At 39.4% G+C, this 15,284-nt stretch carries 15 protein-coding genes; 11 read left to right on the forward strand and 4 right to left on the reverse strand.

The window, feature by feature from the left end; translation table 11 throughout:
• Positions 1-23 precede the first annotated feature (23 nt).
• Positions 24-1,316, forward strand: a complete 1,293-nt coding sequence (locus ACQV1I_RS10340) for an amidohydrolase (RefSeq protein WP_094698837.1) — start codon at positions 24-26, stop codon at positions 1,314-1,316.
• 96 nt (positions 1,317-1,412) lie between these two features.
• Here ACQV1I_RS10340 and ACQV1I_RS10345 read toward each other — a convergent pair whose 3' ends face one another.
• Positions 1,413-1,592, reverse strand: a complete 180-nt coding sequence (locus ACQV1I_RS10345) for a hypothetical protein (protein WP_018670064.1) — start codon at positions 1,590-1,592, stop codon at positions 1,413-1,415.
• A gap of 132 nt (positions 1,593-1,724) precedes the next feature.
• Between ACQV1I_RS10345 and ACQV1I_RS10350 the strand changes: the two genes are divergently transcribed.
• From ACQV1I_RS10350 to ACQV1I_RS10370, 5 genes are all read left to right on the forward strand, one after another.
• On the forward strand, positions 1,725-2,429 hold the full coding sequence (locus ACQV1I_RS10350) for a hypothetical protein (protein ID WP_116333818.1): 705 nt from the start codon (positions 1,725-1,727) through the stop codon (positions 2,427-2,429).
• Positions 2,430-2,447: 18 nt separating this feature from the next.
• Complete coding sequence (locus ACQV1I_RS10355) at positions 2,448-2,930, forward strand: cell wall elongation regulator TseB-like domain-containing protein (RefSeq protein WP_018670062.1); 483 nt, start codon at positions 2,448-2,450, stop codon at positions 2,928-2,930.
• Positions 2,931-3,128: 198 nt separating this feature from the next.
• Positions 3,129-3,659, forward strand: a complete 531-nt coding sequence (locus ACQV1I_RS10360; protein WP_094698835.1) for a hypothetical protein — start codon at positions 3,129-3,131, stop codon at positions 3,657-3,659.
• Positions 3,652-5,148 (forward strand): AAA family ATPase, encoded by a 1,497-nt coding sequence (locus ACQV1I_RS10365; protein ID WP_094698834.1) that lies wholly within the window; start codon positions 3,652-3,654, stop codon positions 5,146-5,148. The genes ACQV1I_RS10360 and ACQV1I_RS10365 overlap by 8 nt, the downstream gene beginning before the upstream one ends.
• 114 nt (positions 5,149-5,262) lie before the next feature.
• A complete protein-coding gene (locus ACQV1I_RS10370; protein ID WP_236645747.1) occupies positions 5,263-6,309 on the forward strand; it encodes a WIAG-tail domain in 1,047 nt (348 codons plus the stop codon).
• A gap of 79 nt (positions 6,310-6,388) precedes the next feature.
• Here ACQV1I_RS10370 and ACQV1I_RS10375 read toward each other — a convergent pair whose 3' ends face one another.
• From ACQV1I_RS10375 to ACQV1I_RS10385, 3 genes are read right to left on the reverse strand one after another with little or no spacing between them, the layout of a single operon-like run.
• Positions 6,389-7,159 (reverse strand): HipA family kinase, encoded by a 771-nt coding sequence (locus tag ACQV1I_RS10375; protein WP_094698832.1) that lies wholly within the window; start codon positions 7,157-7,159, stop codon positions 6,389-6,391.
• On the reverse strand, positions 7,156-8,253 hold the full coding sequence (locus tag ACQV1I_RS10380) for a glycosyltransferase family 4 protein (protein ID WP_018670057.1): 1,098 nt from the start codon (positions 8,251-8,253) through the stop codon (positions 7,156-7,158). Before ACQV1I_RS10380 ends, ACQV1I_RS10375 begins: the two co-directional genes overlap by 4 nt.
• A gap of 40 nt (positions 8,254-8,293) precedes the next feature.
• Positions 8,294-9,280: a hypothetical protein gene (locus tag ACQV1I_RS10385; RefSeq protein ID WP_116333819.1), complete on the reverse strand. Its 987-nt coding sequence runs from the start codon at positions 9,278-9,280 to the stop codon at positions 8,294-8,296.
• A 219-nt stretch (positions 9,281-9,499) separates the two neighbouring features.
• On the opposite strand from ACQV1I_RS10385, the gene ACQV1I_RS10390 reads away from it, so the two are divergent.
• From ACQV1I_RS10390 to ACQV1I_RS10410, 5 genes are all read left to right on the forward strand, one after another.
• Positions 9,500-10,684 carry a pyridoxal phosphate-dependent aminotransferase gene (locus ACQV1I_RS10390; RefSeq protein ID WP_094698830.1) on the forward strand — a complete coding sequence of 395 codons (1,185 nt, stop codon included), beginning with the start codon at positions 9,500-9,502 and terminating at the stop codon, positions 10,682-10,684.
• Positions 10,685-10,796: 112 nt separating this feature from the next.
• Positions 10,797-12,089: an asparagine--tRNA ligase gene (gene asnS, locus ACQV1I_RS10395; protein WP_094698829.1), complete on the forward strand. Its 1,293-nt coding sequence runs from the start codon at positions 10,797-10,799 to the stop codon at positions 12,087-12,089.
• A gap of 345 nt (positions 12,090-12,434) precedes the next feature.
• On the forward strand, positions 12,435-13,391 hold the full coding sequence (locus ACQV1I_RS10400; protein ID WP_094698828.1) for an ABC transporter permease: 957 nt from the start codon (positions 12,435-12,437) through the stop codon (positions 13,389-13,391).
• Positions 13,378-14,334, forward strand: a complete 957-nt coding sequence (locus ACQV1I_RS10405) for an iron chelate uptake ABC transporter family permease subunit (protein ID WP_094698827.1) — start codon at positions 13,378-13,380, stop codon at positions 14,332-14,334. The genes ACQV1I_RS10400 and ACQV1I_RS10405 overlap by 14 nt, the downstream gene beginning before the upstream one ends.
• Entirely contained in the window at positions 14,328-15,086 is a 759-nt protein-coding gene (locus ACQV1I_RS10410) for an iron ABC transporter ATP-binding protein (RefSeq protein WP_094698826.1), read from the forward strand. Before ACQV1I_RS10405 ends, ACQV1I_RS10410 begins: the two co-directional genes overlap by 7 nt.
• The last annotated feature ends 198 nt before the right edge of the window (positions 15,087-15,284 follow it).

Genomic DNA, 15,284 nt, shown 5'->3' on the forward strand with positions numbered 1-15,284 from the left:
AAAAGAGGAGAGTGTCTACGTTGATGAAAATCATTACCAATGCAACCGTAATTACTGTTAATGAACAAAATGAGGTTATTTATAATGGAGCGGTTGGCTTTGACGGGGGAAAAATTACATATGTAGGTAAAACACCTGAAGATTTATCAGCATATGACGAGATCATTGATGGAACAAATAAATATGTAATGCCAGGATTAATTAATACACATGGTCACGTAGGCATGTCCCTACTACGTGGATTTGCGGATGACCTACCTTTGAAACAATGGCTGGAAGATAAAATGTGGCCAATGGAAGGTCAATTTACAGCAGAGCATGTGAAATGGGGTACAGCTATTTCTATTATCGAAATGATCCGTACGGGTACAACTACCTTTGTAGACATGTATGATCATATGGATACAGTAGCTCAAGAGGTGGAAGCATCTGGGATGCGTGGCGTACTTTGCCGTGGAGTGATTGGGTTTTGCTCAGAAGAAGAACGTCAACAGAAATTACAAGAAGCAGCATCATTCGCATCACGTTGGAACGGTGCAGCTAACGGTCGTATCCATACAATGATGTCACCGCATGCTCCTTATACGTGCTCTCCTGAGTATATCCAGCAAATCCTTGAGAAGGCTATTGAATTAAACGTACCATTACATATTCATATGTCTGAATCAAAAGCAGAAGTGGAACAAAACGTTCAGGATTATGGTGTACGACCAGTTGCTCACCTAGAGAATCTAGGTGTATTTAATCACCCAACATTAGTTGCTCATGCGGTTCACTTAACAGATGAAGAGATTGATACGTTGGCTAAATATGATGTTAAAGTAGCTCATAATCCAATTAGTAACTTAAAATTGGCTAGTGGTGTAGCTAGGGTTCCTGAGATGCTTGCAAAAGGTGTATGTGTAAGTTTAGCAACTGATAGTTCAGCAAGTAACAATAACTTGAACCTATTTGAAGAGCTAAAATTAGCAGCTATCCTTCATAAAGGTGTATCCTATGATCCTGAAGTGGTACCAGCAGAAGAAGCACTTCGTATGGCAACTCGTTATGCGGCAGATGCGGTGTTCCAAAAAGATAGCTTAGGATCTTTAGAAGTGGGTAAAAAAGCAGATATGATCATGCTAAATGCGGCTCAAGCGCATTTCCAACCGGCGAATGACCCTATTTCCCATGTTGTTTATGCGGCAAATGGCTATGATGTAACAGATACAATTGTTGATGGGCATTTCTTGATGAAAGATAAAGAGTTAATCACAATGGATGAACAAAAAGCAATCACCGAAGTGAACCGTGTGTTTGCATTATTAAAGCAATAAGATAAAAAAGGACGCTCATTCATATGACAAAGGCTCCTGCCAAGAGCTTCAGGCGGCAGGAGAGAGTAGTGTAGGTGTGTAGATAGAGAAAAAAATTTAGTCCGTCCGTTGCATCTCTGTTTGCCACAAATCTGTAAGTGAGGTATGGCGAACAGAGAGAGTAGCGGTAGGTGGCAAGGTACGAAGCGGTGAGGCCAGACCTACCCAGGATTCATATAAATCATGTTGTTCCCAACCCTGTTTAGGTAAGGAAGGGCTCCTGTCGGTTTGATTCACACGCTCACCTCCTTGTGGTGTACTGATAGTATGGCTACTTATCATGACTCTATAATTAGTAAGTTTTCCACGTGGTTCTAAAACCTTCTTGTATCTCATAAATGTTAGGAGATACGTAAGGGAGGGGTACCCATGTACGTGAAGCAACGGTATCTTTGGTTGTTGTTGCCAATATTAGTATGCTTATTTGGTTTGGGAGCTTTACTGGGACAAGCAACAGACAAGTTACCTGTAGCACAGGAGAGCGCTAATGAATCTATTGGCAGAGGTAGCCGGAATACCGATCAAAATAATGCCAATCTGAAACAATTGATCGATCAACTATTTGTGGAGAAGGCAACTCCCTTTGGAGTCAAGATACAAAATCAATCTTTTGTAGGAAGTTATCGAGGCAATCATTTTCAGCTTACAGGAACATTACAGGGGAAAAAAGTGAAGATGGAACGTAACAATCGAGGTGCTTCGCTCGTCATAGATAATGAACAACAGGAATTAAACGTACTACCTTATGCCTTGTTTACACCATCTGAGCATGCTTCGCTATTGAAGGATCAATTTCCACAGCTACAACCAGTCCCTCTCGTTTCAAGAGATGAAGCGGGTTTGCAGGGGTTTAGTGTTACACTCCAGCCAGATAAGGTAAACGAGCTTTTAAGAGAATGGTTGGGACCTAGTTTTCCGGCAGAAAATGAACTTGTTCAATTACAGCAATCAACCACAATTAAATATCAATTGTGGTATGATGATGACAGAAAACAGTTGAAGCGTATGGTCGTCTTGCTTCAGTTGAAGAACCAAAAGGGCGATAGATCAGATCAACTGATTTTTAATTTTTAGGGAAGTAGGAGAATCATAGTGTGGAAACGCATCTTGATCATTTCAGCATGTGCGCTTGTTGTGTTAGGCGCATCTCTGTATCAGCTACTTTCCAGCTTATTGTCTGAGCGTCACACGTTAGAAGCAGAGGCCAGAGCATTAGTAGCAGAAAAAACAAACATTGCTGAGATTGATACGATAGAAGAATATCGAGGACGGGAAGCCTATATTGTTGTTACCGGAAAAAATAAGGTAGGAACCCCAGTGGTGGCTTGGTTTAGCAAAGAACACGTCACATTTGATTTACTGGAAAAAGCTCTCCCACGCACGAAAGTAAAACAATTAGCGGAGGCCTCCTATCCAGGAGCGCAAATCGAACGCATCGTACCTGGTTTAGAGGGAGAGAAAAGACTATGGGAAGTTACTTTAGTGGACAAGCAAAATCGTTACAACTACGTATATTATGATTTTTTGACCGGTCAAAAAATAAGGGCGTATACGTTAAATATTCCGAAATCATAAGACGACCCGTTCCTTTTGGAAAGGGTTTTCTTACTTTATCATCGGATTTCTTCTATAAGAATGGAATTGGTCGCAGTTCCAACAAATACATAGCAAAATGGTACCATAAAAATGCTATACTTGGTTTCGTAACTGATAACCAAGACGCAATGAACGAACAGATAAAGGTTTTTATGAGTAAAGAAAGGGGAGTTATTAGTGAAATTACGTAAAGTACCTATGTTACTCTCATTGCTTGCCGCACTTACACTCCTCTTCGGTGGTTGGTTTTTATACCAAAAGATGCAAATAGAAAGCCCGTTACGAGAAAAGGCAGAACAACTAACATCGGCTACATTGGTCGATTTCAAGATCAATAAAGACCGCGTTGATATGAAGTTGCAAGTTACAAAGCCAGACAAGTTTGTAGAAGAGTACCCAGAGCTTTTAAAAACACTTCAAGCCTATGCACGAGGGAAGGCTTTTGATATAATGCTTACCAATCAGGCTGATTCACTCAAGCCAGTCTGGAATGAGGGGTTGTTTGGACTAACTGAAGCAATTGAAGGTAAAGCTTATAGCAAAATTCCTACCATTTTAGCTCAGATGAAAGATCGTTATAAACTTGATGCAGCTTATGGTCGTATTGATGATGCGAATGTTTATATTTTTTTGAAGCGGGGAAATGATGAGTACTACCAAATTATTCCTCGCAACCAGTCAACAAGCGAGGTGGAAAACCGTGGGTAGAGAAATATTGTATGGTGTAGTACCAGCGGTTATCGTATTCTTGTTGTTTTTGGGCATTAATATTGGGCCATTTTTGCTGTTTGGGGCCATTTTAGCAGGTACATACTTGTTGTTTTCCAAACAAGGTGGCATGCAGATTGGTTCTGGTAAAAGCAAAAGTGGCAGTCAAGTTGTGAAGAAATCCAATATTACATTTGCCGATATCGGAGGACAGCAACGTGCAAAAAAAGAAATAAAGGAAGCTTTAGATTTTTTGTTGCATAAGGATGCGATTGCCCAATACGGAATTCGTCCCTTAAAGGGTGTACTGTTAACGGGACCACCTGGAACAGGTAAAACATTAATGGCAAAAGCTGCCGCTAATTACACGAACTCTGCGTTTGTTGCTGCATCTGGCTCACAATTTGTGGAGATGTACGTAGGGGTTGGGGCGCAGCGTGTACGTGAATTATTTAAAGAAGTACGCGCATTAGCTGAGAAAAACAATCAAGATAGTGGGATTATTTTTATTGACGAAATCGACGTTATCGGAGGAAAACGCGATGGTCAACAACAACGAGAATATGATCAAACCTTAAACCAACTGTTAACCGAAATGGACGGTATGGCAACAAGTGAAAAACCACGCATACTCATTATGGCGGCAACGAACCGGAAAGATATACTGGATGCGGCATTATTGCGACCTGGTCGTTTTGATCGACACATTCAGGTTGATTTACCAGATAAACCAGCTCGTGAACAAATTTTAACCATACACACAGAAAATAAACCACTTGCACTTGATGTAAAATTGGAAAAAGTGGCACAAGAAACATTTGGTTTCTCTGGTGCCCAACTAGAAAGTGTTTGCAATGAAGCTGCTATTTATGCGATGCGTGACAAAACTGAAAAAGTGATGCAAAGTCACTTTTCACTTGCTATAGACAAGGTTATGATGGGGGAAATGACCGATCGTGAAGCCCCTCAGACTGAAAAAGAACGGGTAGCGATTCACGAATTGGGACATGCTATCGTGAGTGAACGAGTACGTCCTGGTTCCGTGTCTCAGGTAACCTTAACACCTCGTGGACAAGCATTAGGCTATGTTCGTCAAAACCCGATGGATGATCACTATCTTTATACGCGTGAGTATATGGAAGGGCAGATTATGGTTTGCCTTGCGGGCGCAGTTTCAGAAGAAATTTATTATGGTGGACGTAGTACAGGATCTAAAAATGATTTTGAACAAGCACTACAAATGGCCCAAGAAATTGTTCAAAGTGGTATGTCGAAACTAGGGATTATTAATATGCAATATGTAGATAAAAATGCAGTGCATCAAGAAGTACATGCTATTATTGAAGGATTGCTTGAAAAAACGCGGTCTTTGTTGAGCGAACATGATACCGTTTATCGCTATAGTCTACAGGTGCTGTTGGAGGCTGAAGTGTTAAGTGGTGATCAATTTCGTGAAAAGCTGGCCGAAATAGATATGGTAGTAGCGTAACGACCGATGGAGTGTTCTATCGGTTTTTCTTTTGTTGACAACAAAAAAAGAATAGTCATGTTTCTCTTTCCTACATACAATATCGTATTGAAGACAAAAGGAAAGGAAAAGAATATGGCTAAACAAAACCTACAAAAGCAAAATATTAAAAATAGGCAAAAAAAGTCGAAAAAGAAAAACCAAGCTCTGCAAGATCTAGATGCGTTGGAAACAGCATTAGTTAATAATTGGATTGATGATAGTTCCGATTTTTACATCCAGGAAGAAGAGACTTCTATACCTCAGTCAGCAAATGAGGTGGAAACGTTGTTACAGGAGTCTTCCCAACAGGAAATGGAAATCAGTAAACCTAACCGCCCCCAGCCAAAAAAGCGAAAACAACGAAGTCGTCGGAAGCCAAAACGATCTTCTTCCCCCTCCTCCAAGCGAAAATCGACATATCCAGCACTTAAATTAGTAGGGTCAACAAACATTCCACAAAGTCAGCGGCATTTTATTACAAAATGGACAGAAGAAGAAAAAAGTCCTAATGAAGAGACTGGATATTCTGGAGTACCATCCTACTATGAAGAGAGCGGTAGCAGGTCTGTTGCTTTAGAAGCTAGAGAAAGTGATGAATTTTATCCCGATCTTCCCCATCATGTTGCCCAATTTATATGTACAATGCCAGGTGTTTTCGGATTGACCGATCAGCATTTGCAACCATTGTCCGCACTCACTCGACATTTGCAAGATTTTTTAATCACTGAGAAAAAAATTGATGAGCAAATGGAATCAAATAAAACAGACGTTTCCATTATAGAAGATAAACAAGCTAACAATAATCAAAGTAATCATTCTCAGGTATCGTTGGTTCCTACACCAAATCAGCTGGAAACTATAAAATTACAACAAGTTGGAAAAGAGAGCTTTACGTTACAACAAGGTCGTGTGAGAACAAAATTGACAATCGATTTAACAGAACCATTTCAAGAGATGAAGTATGTATTTATGGCAACCACTAACGTACCGTTTTGTTTTGCTGTTGTAGAGAAGAAAGAGTCAAATAAAGTGACCATTGAAATAATTCGCCAAATTGCTAATCGAGAGATATCTGGACAGGTAGAATGGATCGCGGTTGGTGAAAAGGTGGAAAATCAGGTAGTTCAAGATATTGGATAAGAAATAGATAAGGAAAACGAAGAATTTGAAGATATGAACAACAGAAACACCATGGATCCATGGTGTTTCTCATCTATTTTTACAATTGGTTTCTACTAGGAAGATAAATTTCATGATAAAACAAGCGCATTAATGTCTGAAGGTGCTTTTGTTTTCTTTTAACCAGAGTGTTTACCAGCTCTTTTTTTTCCGCATCTGTTACGGGCCACGAAGCAGGTAGCGTATGAACAACTTCTTCGATTAGCATGGATGGAATGGAATGAACTATCTCCAAAGCGTCCCAGAATTCTCGCTCATTACTGACATGCTTTGCAAGCATCATATGAATCGAACTTTTTAATAACCGAATGGGTAATCGTTGCAAAGTATTGGTATTCCAATTAGGAGACCCTAAGATTTCTGCTTGATCGATAAACCACAGCTTAGCAAAACCATCTGCTTCATCTGTAAGGAGTACGTTTTTTTTTGTCCTGTCAACATTGCATAGCCAGTAATCAAACACAATGAGCGGAGCAATGACTTCCGGATTAAATAGCTTCTCTGGTAAAGGTTGATGCATCACATTCACAGCGTTAGGAATGTAGCTAGTTGCAAACTGTTCAGGTGTGTAGAGGAGCGGATCTAGAGATGCTTGTTGTTCATAAAAAGGTTGAGGAAGATGAATAATTGAAGATCTAGGAACAGGTAGTTGTAAAAAACGAGCAAAACAATAACCGATCCACTCATTAAGTAACGTTTTATCAAAGCCGGGTGTCACTGCTTTGACTACGTACTTCTGTCCGTCTTCGCCTGTGATAAGATGAGCAAGCGATTTACCTTCCAACTGACGATGGAAACGCAATTGGCTCATGAATCGCTCCCCTCCTTTTTCACCACTCGATGTAGGAAATCAACATATTGTTTTGCACAGATCGTGATATCAAAATGAGTAGCTACACGTTCGATACATGCTTGAGACATGGCTTGATACATTTCATGTGAATCGAGCAAGCGATACAATTGATTGACAGCGCCACGAACATGATTTTCTTGATAGAGCCGACCATTCTCCCCATGTTTGATAATTTCAGGTATGGAAGAAACACTAGCAGCTATAACAGGTACACCACAAGCCATGGATTCAATAAAGGTATTTCCAAAGGACTCTGCTCTTGTTGTTGCAAGCGTACAACCTCCAGATTCCAGAATGCGTGAATACACATAAGGCATGTGTTGATAAGGAACAATAGGGAACCACCTTACGATGTCAGTTAGCTCTTTTTCGTACCATTTAGTCCAAAATTTTTCCTTCTGCACACTTTTATTACCACCGATAATCCAGAATTCGATGTCGTTTCTCTCTGTTTTCACTAATTTGGCGATTTTAAGCAACATATGCCAATTTTTCCGTTTGTCTAAACGGCCGATCCAACCCACGATTTTTTTAAAATTAGGTCGAGTAAGAAAGGGGAGCTTGGTGCTAGCTTCTGAAGAAACTGGCTGAAACAAATCGGTATCAACGCCATTATGGATTACGGTAATGGGAGCTGAGTTACATAGAATGGAAACCACTCTTTTTTGGTAGGAGGAGGGCACGATAATTTGAACTGGCTGAATACCTTGGAAGTTAGAAAGATGGGGAGATAGCTTAATAATCTCGGGAGTACGTGCTTCTACAATAACTGGTCCAGTATACTGTGCCGTTTTTAACCAACGATATGCTTCCTTGGTATCAACAACAACAATCGCGTCATAATGATTGTCTCTGATAATTTTAATGCTTTCGTTACTGTCTGCTGTAAGATATACTCGAGCAACATCCTGCATCATGTGCATGCCACCGAGATCGGATGTGTATAAGAATTCAGTTTCGATACCATATTTCTTGAAAAACATAGCACGATTGCGCCAGCCAGCATTTACGCCACCAACGGTCAAAAGGCGCCAAATGACTAATATTTTCATATTCTGACCCACCTTGGTGTGTACGTATTCCGTAAAAAGATTAAAGCTTTGTAAATAAGACCACAACATTGCTCTGGTTCTGGTTCTCTATGATTGGTTTGGAATAAGATTGTTTTGATGGTCTGTTATTTTGGATGGTAAAGACATACTTATTTTGAGAACCATGCTTTTTGCCCGTAGAGGGTTGTTCTTTTTGCTCTAGGTAAGATGGTTCATGGAAGAAAGCAAAACGTTTCGATCGAATATGTTGATCCAATCTTATTTTTTCTGTTTCTTCTTTGTGAATTTTACGCACCATACTTTCAAGCTTCCATTCAAAAACGGCTGGATCATGAATGGATAGTAGAGAACGAGTTGCTTCACTTGCGATATTTTCGACATTTTGTAGTTGCTCTTGGGAAATGACTCCATGAATATAACGAGCCAAATTGTCCATTTCGCGATATTGCTTCCACTCTTTATAAAGCTCAGGTGCCATTTTTTTTACGTGGGTAAGAAAAAGAATAGAAATTTTAGTACCAAGACTGGTAAGTAATTTTCGCGGATAGGGATAGGTTCGATCTCGCCAAACGGTCCTACCTACATCTATTACCTTCAGTTGCCCAGATGGGAGTAAGTATATCTGTCTCTTATGATGATCAATTCGTTCATAACCAATTTCTTTAAAGGTGACAAGCATTTGAATTAGCTTTAGCGATAGTTCTTTGGTTAATGTCTCCGACTGTAAATATTCACGCAAATTAATTCCAGTAATCTTTTCCATCACAATGTAATTTCTTCCGCGTTCATAGACGATTGGCAGTAACTCTGTATGTTGACCAAGTGACAGTGCGTAATATTCACGCTCACAATCCTGTATTTCTCCATAAATCTTGACACAAATGTTATCAGTTAATTGGAAGACAGCTCCTTGTCTACCCTTACCTAATAATTGTAACGGAGTCGGATTTATTACTTCCACATCTTGATTTTCTTTTGGGGTTACCCAAATTTGAGCAAGGTATTTAAGAAGATTGGTATACTCCAAAAGCTTCCCTCCTTACCTACAAACTATAGTATATTTGATACCTTTATTAGATGCACCAACTTCAATAGTCGTTCATAAAATAGTCGCTTGTACGTTTGATAATAGTCCTTGTAGATTCTATAACGAAGAACTATACATCCAAATCTATGTGTGATAGGCTATCATTAAGTATTTGGCAGTTTTTTATATCATGACGTTACCAGGAGGTCCAGGTTTTCCATGAAACTTGCAAATCGAGTCACAGTTCTTTCTCCATCTTCTACTTTGGCTATTACAGCGAAAGCGAACGAAATGAAGCGACAAGGCATTGACGTTGTCAGCTTCGGAGCGGGGGAGCCTGACTTTAATACCCCGGAACATATCATTGAAGCAGCTGAAAAGGCGATGCGTGAAGGAAAAACCAAGTATACTGCAACAGCTGGTATTCCTGAGTTGTTACAAGCGATCAGCCACAAGTATCAACAAGAATATAATTTGACTTACAGCACCAAGCAAGTCATCGTGACCAATGGGGGAAAACATGCCTTGTTCAACTTGTTCATGGCGTTGTTAAACCCTGGTGATGAAGTGATTGTTCCTATCCCTTATTGGGTGAGCTATCCAGAGATGGTGAGGGTAGCAGAGGGTGTTCCTGTTTTTGTTGAGGGCAAGGAATCAAACAATTTCAAGGTGACAGCGGAGCAAGTAAAACAAGCTATCACTCCTCGAACACGTGCACTCATTATTAATTCTCCAAGCAATCCTACCGGTAGTATTTATACACGTAAGGAACTGGAAGAGATTGTAGATGTTTGCTTGTCACATAATGTGTTAATGGTTTCTGATGAAATTTATGAAAAGTTGATCTATGATGGGCATGAAGCGGTTACTGTAGCCTCTTTTGGCAAAGAAGCCTATGAAAACACAGTGATTATTAATGGAATGTCAAAACCATACTCCATGACAGGATGGCGGATGGGTTACGCTTTAGGTAATGAGAATTTGATTCGTGCCATGGTTGATTTGTCGAGTCATAGTACTTCTAATCCGACTTCATTTGCCCAATATGGTGCACTGGCGGCATTAACAGGATCTCAAGCCTCTTTGGAAATGATGCGGGGCGAGTTTGTTAAGCGTCGTGATCGTGTAGTCGATCTATTAAATGAAATTGAAGGTGTGACATGCTTAAAACCAGAGGGAGCCTTCTATGTTTTCCCAAATGTAGCTAAAGCAATGGAAAAACAGGGCTTTGCTAATATAGATGACTGGAGTAAAGCGTTACTGGAGCAAGAAAAGGTAGCTTTAATCCCGGGCAGTGGTTTTGGATCCCCTGAGAATATTCGTATTTCATATGCAACATCCATGGAACAATTGGAAAAGGGCATTGGTCGAATCAAGCAATTTGTGGAAGGAAAGTCCCTCTAAGGAGGGGCTTTTTTCCATAGTGAAAAAGAAGCAATAACAATCGTTGAAATTAGTAGAGAGAGGATAGTATAATTGTAAGGGTTATCTGGTACAGATAAATGGAGGTCTTATTATGTCATTAATTACAATTGGTCAGGTCGGGCAACATGTCGGACAAGAAGTTAAGATAGGTTGCTGGCTATACAACAAGCGAAGCAGTGGTAAAATCCAATTTCTCCAACTGCGTGACGGCTCCGGATTTATTCAAGGGGTTGTAGTAAAAGCAGAAGTAAGCGACGAGGCTTGGAACAATGCGAAGGAACTTACGCAAGAAAGTTCTTTGTACATAACTGGAATGGTACGCGCAGATGATCGTGCTCCAAGCGGTTACGAATTAACTGTAACAGGAGTAGAAATCATTCAAGTTGCACAAGACTACCCGATTTCTCTTAAGGAGCATGGGGTAGATTTCTTGATGGATAACCGTCATCTATGGCTGCGCTCTCCACGCCAACGTGCCGCGATGGCTGTCCGTTCGGAAATTATTCGTTCAGTGTACGAGTTCTTCCAAATCAACGGATTTTATAAAGTTGATCCGCCAATTTTGACACCTACATCTGCTGAGGGAACGACTAACCTGTTCCATACGAAATACTTTGAGGAAGATGCTTATCTCTCTCAAAGTGGTCAGTTGTACATGGAAGCAGCTGCGATGGCTTTAGGACGTGTGTTTTCCTTTGGTCCTACATTCCGTGCTGAGAAATCCAAAACACGTCGTCACTTAATTGAGTTCTGGATGATTGAGCCGGAGATGGCATTCGTTGATCATGAAGAGAGCTTACGCATTCAAGAAAATTTTGTATCGCATGTTGTTCAGTCAGTATTAAAGAACTGTCAACTTGAATTAAAAGCGCTAGACCGCGATACTACGAAATTAGAAAAAGTAAAAGCACCATTCCCACGTATCACTTATGATGATGCGATCAAGCTCCTACAAGAAAAAGGTAGTGAGATTAAATGGGGCGATGATTTTGGTGCACCAGATGAAACAGCGATTGCTGAACACTATGATATGCCTGTCTTCATTACGCATTATCCTACTGAAATCAAGGCATTTTATATGAAGCCACACCCAGATCGTCCAGAAGTGGTTCTTTGTGCAGACTTGATTGCTCCAGAGGGCTATGGAGAGATTATTGGTGGTAGCCAGCGTATTGATGATCCAGAATTACTAGAAGCACGTTTCCAAGAGCATAGCCTCTCTGAAGAAACTTATAAATGGTATATGGACCTACGTAAATATGGAACAGCGCCTCACTCTGGATTCGGTTTGGGTTTAGAGAGAACAGTGGCATGGATCTGTGGATTGGATCACGTTCGTGAAACAATACCATTCCCACGTTTATTGTACAGACTATATCCGTAATAGATTATTTATCTATAAATGAATTTGATCAATTTCTTTACATGCTAAAATAGTATAAAAACCTCTTGTTTAGAGTATGAACAAGGGGTTTTTTCCTGTTTTTTAATGTTTAAAACTACTTTGTGTAACGAAAAAACGGCTGTAAATGTAGAAAATATGAAAAAACAGTTGAATATGAGAATGAAAATCATTTATAATACTCATTGGATGATGGTTAATGAAAATCAATCTCATTTGTAATAATATGTAATATAAATAAATACATAATTGATCGATAACACGAAACTAGAAGTATTAAATCCTAGAGAAACACACATCAGTTGCTAATGTCATACGGGGGGAACTATGAAAAAGAGATACTTATTTTTAGCATTAATCATTCTATCCATGTGTTCCTTGTTTATCGGGGTCAAAAACATTACTCCGCTTGACATTCTAAATTTTAAAAATGAGCAAGTTGAAATTTTCTTAATCAGCCGTGTTCCACGATTAATTAGTATTATTGTGGCTGGAATTAGTCTAAGTATTTGTGGCTTAATCATGCAGCAAATTACTCGTAACAAATTCGTTTCTCCCACTACTGCTGGAACTATGGACTGTGCTAGATTAGGCGTGCTGGTATCACTCATGGTATTTACTACAGAGAGTCCTATCGTAAAAATGATCGTCGCGTTCATATTTGCCCTAGGTGGCACCTTTATTTTTATGAAAATCCTTAAAAAAATTAAGTTCAAAGACAATATCTTTATTCCATTAGTAGGTATCATGTTTGGTAATATCATCAGCTCTATAAGCACTTTCTTTGCTTATAAATATGATCTGATACAAAATATATCCTCTTGGCTACAAGGTGACTTCTCCATGATCATGAGAGGAAGATATGAACTTTTGTATATTAGTATTCCGCTTGTAATTATTGCCTTTATCTATGCGAATAAGTTCACGGTCGCTGGGATGGGGGAAGAATTCGCGGTTAATTTAGGACTCAACTATCAGCGTGTGATCAATATTGGATTAATCATCGTCGCTATGATTTCTTCCTTGGTGTTGCTCACAGTCGGAATGATTCCATTCCTTGGTTTAATTATTCCTAATATCGTTTCCATCTATCGTGGGGACAATCTACGGAACAGTTTACCGCATACAGCCTTACTCGGAGCCGTTTTTGTCCTAGCATGTGATATATTAGGGCGTATCGTGATTTTTCCTTATGAGCTCTCGATTGGACTTATGGTCGGAGTTATCGGCAGTGGAATCTTCCTGTACTTACTCATGAGGAGAAATGCATATGCAACAATGTAGAAGAATGTTGAGCGTCCTTGCGATGATCGCACTCGTCTTGATCGGTTTATTTATCTTCTACAAGATGAATGCGAATAATTGGGATTATGTTCTTCCCAAACGTAGTAAAAATGTACTTGCCATCATATTGACTGGGGGAGCGATTGCGTTCTCATCTGTTGTGTTTCAAACCATAACGAATAATCGAATCTTAACTCCTAGCGTCATCGGATTGGATTCGCTCTATATGTTTATTCAGACAGTGATTGTTTTCATATTTGGTTCTATGCACATTACAATCATGAATAAAAACGTTAACTTTATTCTTTCAGTGGGTCTCATGATTGTGTTCTCAAGCATTCTATTTAAAACATTGTTTAGAGGTGAGGGCAGGAATATATTTTTCTTGCTTTTAGTGGGGATTATCTTTGGAACCTTTTTCTCCAGTTTATCCTCTTTTATGCAAATGTTAATTGATCCAAATGAATTCCAGATCATTCAAGATAAAATGTTTGCTAGTTTTAACAGTATAAACACAGATATCTTGATTTTATCTGTGATCGGAATTGCCTTAGCTGGTGGTTATGTCTTTAAACAGTTGAAATTCCTTGATGTCTTATCATTGGGAAGAGATCAAGCGATTAATTTAGGAATTGACTACGAGCGAGTCGTTAAAAGATTACTGATAGTGATTGCGGTGTTGGTTTCCATTTCAACCGCATTAGTTGGTCCGATTACTTTTTTAGGATTATTGGTAGCCAATTTGACACGAGAATTCTTAAAGGTGTATCAGCACAAGTATTTGCTTATTGGTTCTATGCTGATTAGTACCATTGCTTTAGTTGGCGGACAGTTCATCGTGGAGCGGGTCTTTCAATTCTCGACACCGCTCAGTGTCATCATCAATTTTATTGGTGGTATGTACTTCTTATATCTGCTGTTAAAGGAGAATAAAGCATGGTAGAAGTTAAAAACGTCACAAAATTCTATGGGAATAAGCCTGTTGTTGAAAATATATCGGTGACGATTGAAAAAGGAAGTATTACTTCCTTTATCGGTCCAAATGGTGCTGGAAAAAGTACATTGTTGTCCATGATTAGCCGTTTACTCAAGAAGGATGAAGGCGAAGTTTATATTGAAGGGCAAGAAATAGGTACGTGGAACAGCGGCGATTTGGCAAAGAAAATCTCGATATTAAAACAATCCAACCATATTAACATACGTCTAACCGTGAAAGAATTGGTTAGTTTCGGCCGCTTTCCTTATTCGCAAGGTAATTTATCAGGAGAAGATTGGAAATATGTCGAAGAAGCGATTTCTTATATGGAACTGGAAGAGATGCAGGATAAGTATTTAGACCAATTAAGTGGTGGACAAAGACAACGGGCTTACATTGCAATGGTTATTGCCCAGAACACAGATTATATATTGTTGGATGAGCCACTCAATAACTTGGATATGAAGCACTCGGTGCAAATCATGAAAACATTACGACGTTTGGTAGCCGAATTAGGCAAGACGATCATTATTGTCATTCATGATATTAACTTTGCTTCCTGTTACTCAGATTATATCGTTGCACTAAAAGACGGCAAAGTAATCAAAGAGGGCTCGACCCAAGAAATCATTAACCCGAAGGTCTTACAGGACTTGTATGACATGGATTTCAATATCCAAAACATCGAGGGTAACGACATCTGTGTCTATTTTGCATAATAAAAGAGTTTAGGTAAAAATCACATACGATTTAGAACTAAGAACACAAACGGATGTAGTTCAATTCAGGAAACAAAGAACCAGAACGATCGTAAAACTGGCCTGCCGATGTGGGAAACCTTCTTTTCTTCCTTTTTAACGTACGGAAGAGACCTACGGGGTGATTCCATGATGGGGTAATACCTATAGTAACAAGCA

The organism is Brevibacillus sp. JB24b (genome assembly GCF_051713385.1).
Taxonomy (GTDB): Bacteria; Bacillota; Bacilli; order Brevibacillales; family Brevibacillaceae; genus Brevibacillus_B; species Brevibacillus_B laterosporus.

What these genes read in the sequence shown, in the direction of transcription:
- ACQV1I_RS10340 (WP_094698837.1), top strand. Translation starts at nt 24, where the DNA reads ATGAAAATCATTACCAATGCAACCGTAATTACTGTTAATGAACAAAAT.
- ACQV1I_RS10350 (WP_116333818.1), top strand. Translation starts at nt 1,725, where the DNA reads ATGTACGTGAAGCAACGGTATCTTTGGTTGTTGTTGCCAATATTAGTA.
- ACQV1I_RS10370 (WP_236645747.1), top strand. Translation starts at nt 5,263, where the DNA reads ATGGCTAAACAAAACCTACAAAAGCAAAATATTAAAAATAGGCAAAAA.
- ACQV1I_RS10375 (WP_094698832.1), bottom strand. Translation starts at nt 7,159, where the DNA reads ATGAGCCAATTGCGTTTCCATCGTCAGTTGGAAGGTAAATCGCTTGCT.
- ACQV1I_RS10380 (WP_018670057.1), bottom strand. Translation starts at nt 8,253, where the DNA reads ATGAAAATATTAGTCATTTGGCGCCTTTTGACCGTTGGTGGCGTAAAT.
- ACQV1I_RS10390 (WP_094698830.1), top strand. Translation starts at nt 9,500, where the DNA reads ATGAAACTTGCAAATCGAGTCACAGTTCTTTCTCCATCTTCTACTTTG.
- asnS (WP_094698829.1), top strand. Translation starts at nt 10,797, where the DNA reads ATGTCATTAATTACAATTGGTCAGGTCGGGCAACATGTCGGACAAGAA.
- ACQV1I_RS10400 (WP_094698828.1), top strand. Translation starts at nt 12,435, where the DNA reads ATGAAAAAGAGATACTTATTTTTAGCATTAATCATTCTATCCATGTGT.
- ACQV1I_RS10405 (WP_094698827.1), top strand. Translation starts at nt 13,378, where the DNA reads ATGCAACAATGTAGAAGAATGTTGAGCGTCCTTGCGATGATCGCACTC.
- ACQV1I_RS10410 (WP_094698826.1), top strand. Translation starts at nt 14,328, where the DNA reads ATGGTAGAAGTTAAAAACGTCACAAAATTCTATGGGAATAAGCCTGTT.